Origin of the sequence: Lactobacillus colini (assembly GCF_017874575.1) — a bacterium.
Classification (GTDB): Bacteria; Bacillota; Bacilli; order Lactobacillales; family Lactobacillaceae; genus Lactobacillus; species Lactobacillus colini.
In genome coordinates this window covers 1-13562 of record NZ_JAGGLU010000020.1, presented here as the reverse complement: position 1 = coordinate 13562, position 13562 = coordinate 1, and the positions used below count along the sequence as shown (strand labels likewise).

General features: G+C 34.7%; 12 protein-coding genes. 9 read left to right on the top strand and 3 right to left on the bottom strand.

What is annotated here, in order from left to right:
• Positions 1-155: 155 nt before the first annotated feature.
• A complete protein-coding gene (locus J2Z60_RS10490) occupies positions 156-587 on the bottom strand; it encodes an ImmA/IrrE family metallo-endopeptidase (RefSeq protein WP_209687654.1) in 432 nt (143 codons plus the stop codon).
• Positions 574-936, bottom strand: a complete 363-nt coding sequence (locus J2Z60_RS10485) for a helix-turn-helix domain-containing protein (RefSeq protein ID WP_209687653.1) — start codon at positions 934-936, stop codon at positions 574-576. Before J2Z60_RS10485 ends, J2Z60_RS10490 begins: the two co-directional genes overlap by 14 nt.
• A 287-nt stretch (positions 937-1223) precedes the next feature.
• On the opposite strand from J2Z60_RS10485, the gene J2Z60_RS10480 reads away from it, so the two are divergent.
• From J2Z60_RS10480 to J2Z60_RS10465, 4 genes are all read left to right on the top strand, one after another.
• Complete coding sequence (locus J2Z60_RS10480; RefSeq protein WP_209687652.1) at positions 1224-1559, top strand: helveticin; 336 nt, start codon at positions 1224-1226, stop codon at positions 1557-1559.
• A gap of 19 nt (positions 1560-1578) precedes the next feature.
• Entirely contained in the window at positions 1579-2562 is a 984-nt protein-coding gene (locus tag J2Z60_RS10475) for a helveticin J family class III bacteriocin (protein WP_209687651.1), read from the top strand.
• Between the two features lie 139 nt (positions 2563-2701).
• Positions 2702-4345 (top strand): SLAP domain-containing protein, encoded by a 1644-nt coding sequence (locus tag J2Z60_RS10470; RefSeq protein WP_209687650.1) that lies wholly within the window; start codon positions 2702-2704, stop codon positions 4343-4345.
• Positions 4346-4412: 67 nt separating this feature from the next.
• Complete coding sequence (locus J2Z60_RS10465; protein WP_209687649.1) at positions 4413-5561, top strand: SLAP domain-containing protein; 1149 nt, start codon at positions 4413-4415, stop codon at positions 5559-5561.
• A 112-nt stretch (positions 5562-5673) separates the two neighbouring features.
• Here J2Z60_RS10465 and J2Z60_RS10460 read toward each other — a convergent pair whose 3' ends face one another.
• Positions 5674-5904, bottom strand: coding sequence for a hypothetical protein (locus J2Z60_RS10460; RefSeq protein WP_209687648.1), 231 nt, complete (start codon positions 5902-5904; stop codon positions 5674-5676).
• Between the two features lie 329 nt (positions 5905-6233).
• Here J2Z60_RS10460 and J2Z60_RS10455 point away from each other — a divergent pair, with 329 nt between their 5' ends.
• From J2Z60_RS10455 to J2Z60_RS10435, 5 genes are all read left to right on the top strand, one after another.
• Positions 6234-8303, top strand: coding sequence for an ATP-dependent Clp protease ATP-binding subunit (locus J2Z60_RS10455; protein WP_209687647.1), 2070 nt, complete (start codon positions 6234-6236; stop codon positions 8301-8303).
• Between the two features lie 158 nt (positions 8304-8461).
• On the top strand, positions 8462-9910 hold the full coding sequence (locus J2Z60_RS10450) for an amino acid permease (RefSeq protein ID WP_209687646.1): 1449 nt from the start codon (positions 8462-8464) through the stop codon (positions 9908-9910).
• A gap of 118 nt (positions 9911-10028) precedes the next feature.
• Positions 10029-10850 (top strand): Rpn family recombination-promoting nuclease/putative transposase, encoded by an 822-nt coding sequence (locus tag J2Z60_RS10445; protein WP_209687645.1) that lies wholly within the window; start codon positions 10029-10031, stop codon positions 10848-10850.
• A gap of 106 nt (positions 10851-10956) precedes the next feature.
• Positions 10957-12321 (top strand): branched-chain amino acid transport system II carrier protein, encoded by a 1365-nt coding sequence (brnQ, locus tag J2Z60_RS10440; RefSeq protein WP_209687644.1) that lies wholly within the window; start codon positions 10957-10959, stop codon positions 12319-12321.
• Positions 12322-12401: 80 nt separating this feature from the next.
• Positions 12402-13316 carry a prolyl aminopeptidase gene (locus tag J2Z60_RS10435; RefSeq protein ID WP_209687643.1) on the top strand — a complete coding sequence of 305 codons (915 nt, stop codon included), beginning with the start codon at positions 12402-12404 and terminating at the stop codon, positions 13314-13316.
• The last annotated feature ends 246 nt before the right edge of the window (positions 13317-13562 follow it).

The following is a 13562-nucleotide window of genomic DNA, read 5'->3' as shown; positions in this document are numbered from 1 at the left end:
ATGTATTTGTGGTTATTTACATTCTAACAAAGAGTCACAAATGGGCTTTTTTAATTTTATGAACTAAGTGTTCAATTTGATTCTACAATTAACGAAAATAAAAAAACTCATAATTATTGTACAAGAAATTACAATAATTATGAGTTTTTTGCGTTTTAAAAATATAAATCTTTATCATGTTCAAATAAAGCCTTAGTAGCTTCAGCCATTCTTTCAGGAATACCATAACATTGCATGAAGGTACCAGGATCTTCAAAGTAATCGCCTCGATTCTTTGAATAATCGTAGATTAGTTTCAAGGCATATAAGTCGGCAGGCTTTTCTTCAGAACATTTACCAGCAAAGCTTTTTAAATATATTACACCGCGGTCATCTAACATGAGATGACCAATCTCGTGACCAATAGAGAATGGTATTTCAGATTCGTTATGCCAATTGGTATTAATGATTATCTTACGTGACTGTTTTAATGATACGGATGGATAGTAAGGGTCAACTGATATCAAGACAGGTGAAATACCATGATTTTTTGCAAAAGTTAGTAGAGCGTCTTGTAGTTCTTCTTTGTTCCTATCATTTATCTTCATTTTGCTTAGCCTGGCCTTCTTTGATGTCGTCTTCCATTAAGTTTCTAATTATTTTTAGATACTTTTCGGGGACATTATAGCCGTGATATGAATAAGGCATCTCTTGGTCTAAGGGGATAGAATCTGTTGCTTCATCTTCAGATCGCGGAATAGGATTATCGGTTAACCCATTTAGATAATCAGTTGAAGTTCCCAACACGTGAGCAACAGCCTTGACTGCATCTGAGCCGGGCTTGCGAGTCTTCCAATTATAAATTGAATTAGTACCAATCCCTGCCTTGTCATTGACTTCTTTTAAAGTCATTTTCTTTTGTTTAGCTAAAATTTTAACTCTTTCAAATTGTATCATATCAAGCTTTTTCCCAAATATCTAAAAGTTTTTAGCAAAAAAGCATAAAATACTATTGACATTATTAGTCAATAAGCATAATATACTAAGTGTCAACAGAAATACTAAAGTCCAAGCTTACAGTTGCTGTCCTAATAAATACTGTAACTTGGTTAATATTTATATCTCTATATTAGTATATTTACTAATATATTGCAATACTTTAGTAGGTTAGTTGGTAGATTTTTAATAGAGGTGAAAGCCCATGGGCATTTAGTGCCTCTTTTAGAGAGGTGATAAGAATAATCATGGATTTACATGATTACGTTGAGCTCATAGCCTTGGGGCTATGGGTAGCATGTATTGTTGGAATTGGCATTTTGAGCAGACTTCATTTTAAAAATAAAAAGCTGGAACAATTTAGGCTTACTGCAAATGACTTGATGAAGAAATATATTTCTTTCTATGAACAAGAGAACTTGTCAGAAGAAAAGAAGATCAATCGCATAGCCAATGCAGTAGTCGATGGATTGCAAGCTAAAGGCTTTAAAGTGACTGAACAAGATGTCGAAGATATTCTTGCTGGAGTTGAAAAGGTAATCAAGGAAAGGGACTTAACTGAGCAAGAAGAGAAGAAAGATTAAATTTTATGGAGGTATATTTATGAAAGATTTAAAAAATGAAGCTACAAATGTTTCAAAAGTATTAAAAAGCGAGCTAGTGGCACCATATGTAAATGTGGTGCAAAAGGGTAATGTTGGATCTAAGTATAATTATGCATTGCAATTACACAAAGGAGTAACATATGTATATCGTGGTATAGGATCCAAAATGAACACATCAGTCCTTACTTTATCAGGAAGTGCTGCTGGTCATACTCAGACTTGGGAATATTCTGGTAGATCTAATAAGTGGTTTGTAGGTGTTAAGCCATCAAATATTAATGGAAGTAGTATTAACTGGGCAAAGCAAATTGCTCGTGTAGATATTAAATTAAATGGTGGTATGCACAGTTCAAATACCGATTTTCCTCGTTTAGCCTATTTGAATAGAGCAGGATCTACTTCATTTAGTGGGGATTCAATGACCCACGCTGAAGCAGCTGTGTCACCAGATTATACTAAGTTTTTAATTGCTACAGTTGAAAGCGGCAGAATTGGTCACTTTACCATTTATGATTTAGACACTATTAATAATGCATTAGATAATGCAGGGATAGGGTACGTAAGTTTAGAGAACTTTCCATATATAGATAGTTTTACTATTTCAAATCTTTACGGTGGTTCTAATGATGATGTTGTGCTTAATTCCATTCAGGGCTTTGATATTGATAATTCTGGTAACATTTATATTTCAAGTCAATTATCACCAAAATATGATTCAAAAAGTAAGAAATGGTCTGTTCACCACAAACAAATTGTAAAGATCCCATTTTATGCACGTAATGAAGCCGCCGAAGATAGTCAATGGCAAACTGTAAACTTAAGTAAACTGAAAATTGTCGATTTAACCGGTAAACATAGTGAAGTTGAGAGTATTCAAATAATTGGTGAAAATCATTGTTATTTAACTGTGGCATATCACCAATTGGTTTCCAATGTTAATAAGACAGTTTTAAATAATATTTACGAATTAACTTGGGACTAGCATAAAAGATTGATAATCAGCATAAAATCAGCTGTTATCAATCTTTTTTATATTCTTAGATAGTTTTGCCTCTAAATTGAAAAGGTTTATAATAAAGTTAAACGTATATTTTGCAATAAATATTAAGGAGAAGGGAATCATGAGATTTGCTAAACGTATAACCCTGCTTTCTACTATAGCTTTGATGGGTATGACTCCTGTATTTGCTAAGCAAGTTAAAGCTGCAAGTACTAATTCAGTTCAAAAAACAGTTATGCACAATGCAGCTATCTATGACAAGAATGGTAAGAATACAGGTAAGGTATACAAGTCGTATCAGAATGTATACGTAGACTCTGATACTGTTAAGATTAAGGGTAGTGAATACTACAAAGTTTCAAATAAAGATCAATATCTCAAAGTTGGAAATATTGATGGAACTAAAAGAACATTAACTCATAATGCTTATGTATATGCCACAAGTACTAGAAGAGCAAATAATACTGTCTTAAAGAAGGGAAGCTCGGTAACAACTTATGGCGGCTCATATAAATTCAAGAATGGTAAACGTTACTATCGAGTTGGCGGACCAAAGAAGCAATATGTAAAAGTAAGCAACTTCTCTAGCGTTACTAATGCCGATAACAGTACATCATCTACTAGTATAGTAACACCTGAAACAGGAACTCTTGTTACTAATAGTTCATCACTTTATGATAAAAATGGTAAGCCATATACTAAGCAGCTAACAACCAATTATGTATCTAATTATGCAGATGGACAGCATACACATTGGAAGACTAGATTACCTTACTTTGGTGTTAAGACAATTAAAGGTGAAGAATATTATCTAATTGACAAGGATAATGGAGTCTATGTTAAGTCAAGCGATATAAGAGAAATAGTTGGTCAAACTAGAATAAAGGTTCGTAAGAATTCTAAGATCTATAGTAAGAACGGAAAGGTAATTAGTTCTAAGTTACCATTAGATAGAATCTTTATTTATCCAGGTCAAGTTAATAATATTGAAAAGGCAAGCAAATATTACTACATAAATAATGAAGGACAACCACAAGACTTGCCATACACTACTATTAAAGGTGAAGATTACTATAATGTTGGCAATGGTCAATATGTCAGAGTTAAAGATGTTTCATCAATTAATCATAATGGATTATATACAAATTACATTACAGTAACTACAACTAAAACAGCCCCAATTTACGATATGAATGGTAAGAAGACTAGTTCAACTATAGCGAAAGGTAAGAAGATAAAAGTTGAAGGTGAAGATTCTAACCCACAACATGAAGTTATAATAGAAACTGATGACATTGGTTTTAGTTATGATTACTATAAGATTAAAGGCAAGGACCAATTAATTAGCTTCTTAGACGTAGATACTACTAATCCATTAATTTCTCCACGTTATTTTGATGAAAATACACCAGCTGACATGAGAATTAGCTTGTTAAATGATACCCCAGTTTATAACAGTAATGGTCAGAGAAAAGATGATGGCTGGTTCATTCCTCACACTAATGGTGGATCATATTCAGTGAATAAGCTAGTATATATTTATAATCCAACTGACAAGAAGGTAGAGTTATTCTATCATTTAACTTCAAGTCATATTAGTTTAATTAATTCTGACGATAGTCGTAGTAGTGATGGTGATAAAAGTATTGACACAAAGGACTTGTATATTAAGGCTTCAGATGCTAGTTATTATGATGGCTTTGCTTTAAAGCCTTCTAATACAGTGGAGCAAGCGCAGGCAAGTGCTACGGCTGAGGTTAAATAGTTAATAGGCAGTGCTGTTTGGGCGCTGCTTTTTATCTGGACAAATTTTTAGAATACAAGGTTATATCATGAATTTACATAAGAAATTACTAACAATTACCTCTACATTGGCATTTATCTTACCTATTACTGTGTCTAATAAAATCTATGCTGCGGATAGTGTAGTTACCAAGACACTAATGCATAATTCTGCTGTCTACAATAAGTCGGGAGAGGCTACTGGAGAAGCCTATGCCGCATATCAAAACATTGAGTTTTATTCAAAGCCAGTAAAGATTAAGGGACAGCAATATTATCGAATATCTTATGAGAATAATTACATTAAGTTGTCAAATATTGATGGAGTGAAGAGAAAGGTTACGGCTAATTCTTACGTTTATGCTTCAAGTGTTAAACGGGCAAATAAGCGACTTATAAGGAAAGGATCAACAATAACAACCTATGGTGGTAGTTATAAGTTCAAAAATGGTAAGCGTTACTATAGAATTGGTGGTCCTAAAAAACAATATGTAAAAGTAGCTAATCTAAGTAAATCTGCTGATGAAGTAGCTGTACCTGCTAAAGAAGAAGTAGCTACTGCTACAGTAACTTCTAAGCTAGCCTCAATTTACACAGGAACTGGCAAAAATGGTCAGGAACTCAAAGTAGTAAAGAAAAAGTTAAAAGTTGGTAGTAAATTTACCGTTGATCGTTTTTCAAATACACCGTTTTCAAATTGGTTCCCTTCAACGCAGTATGGGGATGCACCAATGTATCGAATTAAGGGAACTAATAACTGGCTACACTATGCAGATGTAAAGGTTAATAAAGAATTGGAATTGCACAGCTTTGACCTTGAGCATTCCTCTCGAATAAAGTTTATCAAGGATACAGATATTTATAATGCAGATGGTACAATGCAAGACCATCAAGGTCAAAAGATCGCAAAGCAAGGCGGCAGCTTAAAGGTAGATAAGTTAGTCTATCTCTGGGTTCCAAGTGAACAAAAGGCGGAGTTATTCTATCATCCCGTAGCCCAAAGAATGTACGCAACCTCGAAGGGCTCATCTGATATTATTGAACTACACAATGGTTATGTGAAGGCAAGTGACGTTAAATTTAATATGGGATTGAAGTTAATTCCGGGCAATACTCCCCAAGAAGCTAAAGTGGCTTATGATAAGTTAATTATATCTAAAAAAGCAAACCAACAAAGTGTAATAACAGAAGATAAATAGTTAAAAAGCAGTGCTGTTTTGGCGCTGCTTTTTTCATGCAAACTATCATATTAAGTCAAAAATAAATAGAAAAAAAGCGACTTAATCAAATTAGGTTAAGCCGCTAAATGCATTAATCTTGCTTCCACATATCACCGAAGTTTCTCAAAATCTCATCAGTTGGGAAGCTATCTTTACCCTTATGTTGCCGAGCAAGCTGGATCTGCTTACTAGATAAGTGCTCAGTTAAAAAGCTCTTAATCAAGCGATTAATTAACTCATCTTCTTCTATTTGAGAATGAGCTAGATAGTATTTTAGCATTCTTAAAGTTTCATCATCTAATTCAAAAGTTCTCTTAGCCATAGTGTCCTCCTTATGAATCTCATAACTCTATTATATCAGTCTTAAATTGAAATGCCTGTTAAGAATATCCAGTAAGTTTCACATGAAACAAGAATCAATAATAAAATATAAATTAATATATAAATATTATTTTATAAATATAGCTAATATATCTATAAAAAAGGCTATTTTAGCCCAAAAATGGACAATTTTTAATAAAAACTGTGGAAAAATATGTATAAAAATGTTGCATTCTGTGGATAACCTGATATAATATTAATTGTCAAGAAGTTAGCACTCTATAACTTAGAGTGCTAAAATTGTATACTTAACAAGAGGAGTGAAAATATATGGCATACTTTGACAATGGTAATTACAACTTTGATGATTTATTTAATGAATTGAACAGTGATTTCTTCGGTAATAACGGTAGAAGAATGTCTGGCAATCAACCTATGAACTTTCAACAAGGGCAAGCACCACAGCGTGCTAATGGTCAACAAGCTAAGAAGGAAAAGCCAATTGGTGTTGACTTAACTGATCAAGCTAAGAAGGGTAAGTACGATCCAGTTATTGGTAGAACAGCAATTATTGATCAAGTAATTGAAATCCTAAGTAGACGTAAGAAGAATAATCCTGTCTTAACTGGACCTGCCGGTGTTGGTAAGACTTCAATAGTTGAAGGATTAGCTCAGAGAATTGTTGATGGCGATGTTCCTGAGAAGTTGAAGAAGGCACACATCATTGAATTGAATATCAATGAATTAGTTGCTGGTACTTCATTACGTGGTTCATTTGAAGAGAAGTTAAAGAAGATCATTGATAAAGCCAAAGGCGATAAGAATGTCATCCTCTTCATTGATGAATTGCACAACATTGTTGGTGCAGGTTCAACTGATTCTGAGAATAATTCAGGTGATGCTGCTAATATCTTGAAGCCAGCTTTAGCAAGTGGCGAAATTCGTGTCATTGGTGCAACTACAACTAGCGAATACCAAAGAATCGAAAAAGACCCTGCCTTAGCTCGTAGATTCCAACCAGTTCAAGTACCAGAACCTACAATTAAGGATGCTATTGAGATCCTGAAGGGTTTAGCACCACGTTATGAAAAATACCATAATGTAAAATATGATCCAGAAGCATTGAAGCTTGCGGCAGAACTTTCTAACCGTTACATCAATGATCGTCACTTACCAGATAAGGCTATTGACTTAATGGACGAAGCTGGTGCTAAGAAGTCATTAGGCATGGACCAAAAAGACGAAACTTCCATTAAGAATAAGATCCACGCTCTAGAAGTTAAGAAGCAAGAAGCTGCTAAAGCTGAAAAGTATGATGAAGCCGCTAAGCTTAAGAAGCAAATTGAAGACTTAAAAGAGGATCTTAAGAGTGCTGGCAAGGCTAGTGAGCTTAAGGTTACTCCAGAAGATATGTACGAGTTGATTCAATCTAAGACTGGTATCCCAATGAGTGAAATCAATACTAATGATGCTCAAAAGAATGCCAACTTAGCAGCTGACTTGAAGAAGGTTGTGATTGACCAAGACAAGGCGATTGATATTATTACTGATGCTATTGCTCGTAAACAAGTCTTTAAGGATTCTAATCGCCCAACTGGTTCATTCTTGTTGACTGGACCTACTGGTGTTGGTAAGACCGAATTAGCTAAGCAATTAGCTATTAAGTTATTTGGTAATGCGGATGCCTTAGTACGCTTAGACATGTCTGAATATCAAGACCAAATGGCAGTTAATAAGCTAATTGGTTCAGCTCCTGGTTATGTTGGCTACGGTGAAGGTGGTCAATTAACTGAGAAGATTCGTCACCAACCTTACTCATTGATCTTACTTGATGAAATCGAAAAGGCTAACCCACAAGTCTTTAACGCCTTATTACAGATCATGGATGATGGTCGCTTAACTGATGCTCAAGGTAGAACAATTTCCTTCAAAGATACAATCATCATTATGACTTCTAACGCTGGTTACTCAGATAAGCTATTGAAGAACGATGATCAAGCTAGCTTGCGTAAGGCTCTTGAGAACTACTTCAGACCTGAATTCTTGAACCGTCTTGATGCAATTGTCCCATTCAACTCATTAACTAGTGATGATATGCTTAAGATTTTAGATCTTTACTTAGCTAAGATGGAAGCTTCACTTGCTAAGAGAAATGTTAAACTTACAGTAACTCCAGAAGCTAAGGAGTACTTAGCTAAAAAGGGTTATGACAAGGAATTCGGTGCTCGCCCATTAAGAAGAGTTGTTGAACAAGATCTTGAAACTCCAGCAGCTAAGTTAATTGTGGCTAAACCTGATACTAAGGAAGTTAAGTTCACAATTGATGACAAGCACTTATACTTAAATGGTGAAGTTCTTGAAGATATCTTGTTTGATAAAGATACTAAAGAAGATAAATAATAATTCTAAATAGCTAAGAGTCAAGGAATCCCAATGATTCCTTGATTTTTTTATAAAAAATTGCTGCGTATAATTATCACTTCTAAAAATAAGTAGACCACTTCTATTAAAAAGGCGTATAATTAAAAACCGTTAAAATGTTTTTAGGAGGAAAGCGTATGAGCAAGGAAAGCGAAACGCAATTAAAATTAGAAGAGGATCAAAAGTATAATCGCTTGACAGCATTGAAGTTGTTCGCTATGACATCTTCAATGGTAATTTCGATTAATGAGCTTGCCCCATTCGGTAAGACGGGGCCAACCGCATTATTTTATATTTTACTAGCTGGTATTTTATGGTTTATACCAATTACGCAAATGGCTGGTGAAATGGCCTCAGTCGATGGCTGGGAGAAGGGTGGAATTTTTACCTGGGTTAAGGGAACTTTAGGTGATAAGACCGGCTGGTTAGCACTGTTTTATCAATGGGTTCATATTACTATTGGGATGAACACAATGATGTTAGTTATTATTGGTTCGCTTTCTCTAACTTTGGATATGCCACAGATTGATAGTAATCCTGGGATAAGGTTTGTTTTAATGATGATTATTCTATGGGGAATTACCTTATTTGAATTAGTCGGAATTAAAAAGATTGGTAGAATAGCTGAATGGCTCTTTGCTATTGGAATTGCCTTACCGGTTGTCTTATTGATCGTTGCTTTCTTTGTTTATCTTGCTCAAGGAAGGCCAATTCATTATAGTTTGAACTGGTCGACTGTCTTTCCACATCAAATCAATGGAACGACCTTGGTAGAGTTTGTACCATTTATTTTAGCCTTTTGTGGTGGGGAGGCTTCTGCACCACATGTTAGATACTTGGAACATCCTAAGAAGTATTCTAATGTTATGTGGGCGCTGGCAATTACTGCTATGACCTTTGACTTGTTAGGTAGTATGGCTATTGGGATGACTGTTCCTAAAGGAGAAATTGCCAATAGTAGTGGTTTTGTCTTTGCCTTTGGGCATTTGCTTAATTCAATTGGTTTGCCAGGTGAGTTATTAGAAAAAGTTATTGGGATCATGCTAGCTTGTGGAATTATCGGTGAGCTTGGTAACTGGTTGGCTGGTCCCAGTCAAGGGATGTTTGAAGCGGCTAAAGAAGGCTACATGCCAGCTTTCTTTGCTAAGTCGACCAAGCGTGATGTGCCGATGAACTTGATTGTCTTACAGTCTTTGATTGTTACCGCATCAACAATAGTCTTAACCTTATCAAGCGGCGGTAATGCCGACTTTGCCTTTAATGTATCCCTGGCTTCAACTACGGCTCAATACTTGATTGTGTATATTATTATGCTAATTGGTTTTATTGTTTTGAAGTCTAAGCATAAGGACTTAAAGCGTAGTTATCATATGACTAAAAATAATACTTGGGCTATCGTTTTAGCATTTATTGCTTTATTTATTACGATTATCGCTTTCTTTGTTAGCTTTATTCCTGCTGCAGGTACACCAGGTTATTTACGTGGAACTTATGTAGCAATTATGATTGGTATTTGCATTGTAGTAACAATATTGCCTTTGATAATTTATCATTACCATAAGAATTTTGGTAACTATGAAGATTAATATTTAACGGTCCAATAGGACCGTTTTATTTTAAAAAAAACATTTTGCCGTTTTTTGCGTAATTTATGATGAAGGATAAATCCACCTCCTTCCAATAAATTACGAAAGGACGTATCAAATGCTAAGAAGAAGTTATCTAGCCGGTGATTTTAAGCAAGATCTAACTCTTGATCCAATCTTTGGTTATGTGATGAGCAAGAAGGAAAATTGCTTGCATCTCTTGCAAATGGCACTACCAGAATTAGACATCCAAGAGCTTGTTGACATTTCACCACAAAAGCCGATTGATCTGAACTTATTTGAAAAGACATCAAGACTAGATGTCTATGCTAAGGATAAGCAAGAGCGAGTTTATGATATTGAGATGCAGAACTTGCCGGTTGATTTTTTAACTAGGAGGGCTTGGTATTATCTACGGCAGTTAAATATACCTAAGCCCGGAGAAAATTATGACCAAGTTAAGGAATCATATATGATTTTCTTTTGTATGTTTGATCCCTTTAATGAGGATAGAGCAGCTTACAGATTTGACTTTACTGAGCGAAGAAATAATAATTTAACTATAGAGAATGTAGGACATTTGTTATTCTTTAATGCCAAGGGTAAGGATAGAAGCAATATAACACCGCAGATGGCAGAGTTCTTAGATTATTTAAATGGTCAAGTATCTAAGAAGCCAAGCAAGTATATCATTCAATTGAATGATGACATTGAAGAATACACGAGTAAACCAGAATGGGGCGAGATTATGAATCAGATTGCTTTAATGAGAGAAAATATCCAAGAAGATATTAGACGAGAAGCCGTAGCAAAGATGATAAAATTATGTCGAAAAAACTTTAAATTAACAAACGAAGAAGTATTGCCATTATTGATACAAAGCTACGGTGATGACTTCACCAAAGATGAGCTTCAAGAGATGATTGAACAGACCAAGTAGAAGATTGGCTTAGTAGGTTGTTTTATTTTAAATTGCACTATTAGCGTTGTTGCTAGTGGTGCTTTTTTGATAAAATAATATCTTAAAATATTTTTAGGAGAATTCGATGAAAGAATCACCCAATAAAAGATTTAGTATCAAACAATACTTAATTGTTGCGTCGATGATTTTTGCTTTGTTTTTTGGTGCAGGTAACTTAATCTTTCCCTTATATTTGGGACAATTAGCAGGTAAGAATTGGCTTTTAGCAGCAATTGGATTTTTAACAACAGGGGTAGCCTTGCCGTTATTAGCCTTATTAGCAATTGCGGTTACCCGGAGCAATGGTATGTATGATCTGGCTCTTCCGCTAGGTAAGAAGTTTGCTCTTATATTTATGACTTTAATTCATTTAACTATTGGACCGTTCTTCGCAACACCGAGGACAGCAACAGTATCATACACTGTCGGCGTAGCACCATTATTGCCTAGGGAATATCGTAATTTAGGATTAATTATTTTTACTGTTGTTTTCTTTATCTTAGTTTATGTACTGGCTTTCAATCAGAATGATATTTTATCTAGTTTAGGAAAAATATTAAATCCAATCTTCTTGGTAGCTTTATTCTTAGTTTTTGTAATTGCTTTTGTTAGACCAATGGGAAATCCGAACTTAATGCCAGTGGCAAATAATTACACCAGTGGCGCTCTTATGAATGGCTTCTTAGAAGGTTATAACACTATGGACGCTTTAGCTGGATTAGCATTTGGCATAGCTGTAGTGTCAGCAATTAGATCAATGGGAATTAAGCAAGAGAATGAAATTGCTAAGGTTACCGCTAAGTCTGGTATTATTGGGATAGCAGCAATTGGAGTAATCTATCTACTATTGATTATTATGGGAGCAATGTCGTTAGGGAAGTTTAGTCCGTCAACTGATGGTGGGACTGCATTTTCGCAGATTGTTAGGTATTATGCCGGGACGTTTGGTCAAGCATTTCTAGCATTTTTAATAGTTTTAACCTGCTTTACTACTGCAGTGGGGTTAGTGGCGGCATTTGCGGAAGACTTTCACCAGCATTTTCCAATTTTTTCATATCATGTTTGGCTTACAATCGCCAGTGTAGTGGCATGTTTAGTAGGAACATGTGGACTAGATCAGATTATTAAATGGTCGAAGCCGATGTTAATGTTTCTCTATCCATTAGTAATTGTACTGATTGTGTTATCATTACTTTCCCCATATATCAAAAAAGATCCGTTAGTTTATCAGGTGACTATTAGCCTGACCTTAATTCCAAGTATCTTCGACTTAGTTAATAGCTTGCCAGCTCCACTTAATCAAACGGCTTTTGTAATTAAGATGGATCTAGTTAGAAGTCAGTTTCTACCTTTAGCAGGCTTAGGATTATCTTGGGTTGTCCCGGCTTTGCTAGGTTTGGGAATAGGAATTATCCTACATATCTTGCAAAAAAAGAATAAACTCTTATAGAGCAGAGCATCGTACTTTTTCTATTTTAGAAATAAATGAGATAAAATAGTAATATCTAAAAAATAGAATGGAGTCTTTTAATGAAAACAGGAAGTAAAATTATTACTTTAGACAATGGCTATCACTTATGGACTAACACACAAGGTGAAGGGGATATTCATTTGTTGGCACTTCATGGTGGCCCTGGTGGTAACCATGAATATTGGGAAGATGCAGCAGAGCAATTGAAGAAGCAAGGTTTAAATGTACAAGTTACAATGTATGATCAACTGGGTTCTTTATACTCTGATCAGCCAGACTATTCTAATCCAGAAATTGCTAAAAAATATTTAACTTATGAGTACTTTTTAGATGAAGTTGATGAAGTCCGTGATAAGCTTGGTCTTGATAACTTCTATTTAATCGGTCAAAGTTGGGGTGGACTTTTAGTTCAAGAGTATGCAGTAAAATACGGCCAACATCTTAAGGGTGCAATCATTTCTTCAATGGTTGATGAAATTGATGAATATGTTGACGCTGTTAATAGAAGAAGGCAAGAGGTTCTTCCACAGACAGAGATAGACTTTATGCATGAGTGCGAAGAAAAAGGAGATTATAGTAATCAGCGTTATCAAGATGATGTTCAAATTTTGAATATCAACTTCGTTGATAGAAAGCAACCTTCTAAGCTTTATCACTTAAAAGATATAGGCGGCAGTGCGGTTTATAATGCCTTCCAAGGCGATAATGAGTTTGTTATTACTGGTAAGCTTAAGGATTGGCATTTTAGAGATCAATTAAAGAATATCAAGGTACCAACGTTGCTTACATTTGGCGAGAATGAGACCATGCCGATTTCTACTGCTAAGATTATGCAAAAAGAAATTCCAAATTCTCGTTTAGTTACTACACCTGATGGTGGTCACCACCACATGGTTGATAATCCGGCTGTTTATTATAAGCACTTGGCTGACTTCATTAGAGAAGTAGAAGATGGCAGCTTTAAAGGTGAATAATTAAAAAACTACTATTCTAACAATTAACAAAAAATTGCTGTGAATAGTAGTTTTTTAGCATAATAAATGTAGCATTACTATTTATTTATCATACTTTAATTATGATCGATAATTTCAATGTTAATCATAAGCTAATTGAAGAAAATTAAATTCCTAAATTGCAAATTTAAATTGAACACTTTTTACGATTGAATTCGATAGATTGAATCTAGTTCTTTCTCATAAAGTTCATTTGGGGTGTGGTAG

Excerpts from the sequence above, each read along its gene's own strand:
- J2Z60_RS10460 (WP_209687648.1), bottom strand. The coding sequence starts at position 5,904 with ATGGCTAAGAGAACTTTTGAATTAGATGATGAAACTTTAAGAATGCTA.
- J2Z60_RS10435 (WP_209687643.1), top strand. The coding sequence starts at position 12,402 with ATGAAAACAGGAAGTAAAATTATTACTTTAGACAATGGCTATCACTTA.
- J2Z60_RS10480 (WP_209687652.1), top strand. The coding sequence starts at position 1,224 with ATGGATTTACATGATTACGTTGAGCTCATAGCCTTGGGGCTATGGGTA.
- J2Z60_RS10445 (WP_209687645.1), top strand. The coding sequence starts at position 10,029 with ATGCTAAGAAGAAGTTATCTAGCCGGTGATTTTAAGCAAGATCTAACT.
- J2Z60_RS10450 (WP_209687646.1), top strand. The coding sequence starts at position 8,462 with ATGAGCAAGGAAAGCGAAACGCAATTAAAATTAGAAGAGGATCAAAAG.
- brnQ (WP_209687644.1), top strand. The coding sequence starts at position 10,957 with ATGAAAGAATCACCCAATAAAAGATTTAGTATCAAACAATACTTAATT.
- J2Z60_RS10490 (WP_209687654.1), bottom strand. The coding sequence starts at position 587 with ATGAAGATAAATGATAGGAACAAAGAAGAACTACAAGACGCTCTACTA.
- J2Z60_RS10475 (WP_209687651.1), top strand. The coding sequence starts at position 1,579 with ATGAAAGATTTAAAAAATGAAGCTACAAATGTTTCAAAAGTATTAAAA.
- J2Z60_RS10485 (WP_209687653.1), bottom strand. The coding sequence starts at position 936 with ATGATACAATTTGAAAGAGTTAAAATTTTAGCTAAACAAAAGAAAATG.
- J2Z60_RS10465 (WP_209687649.1), top strand. The coding sequence starts at position 4,413 with ATGAATTTACATAAGAAATTACTAACAATTACCTCTACATTGGCATTT.
- J2Z60_RS10470 (WP_209687650.1), top strand. The coding sequence starts at position 2,702 with ATGAGATTTGCTAAACGTATAACCCTGCTTTCTACTATAGCTTTGATG.
- J2Z60_RS10455 (WP_209687647.1), top strand. The coding sequence starts at position 6,234 with ATGGCATACTTTGACAATGGTAATTACAACTTTGATGATTTATTTAAT.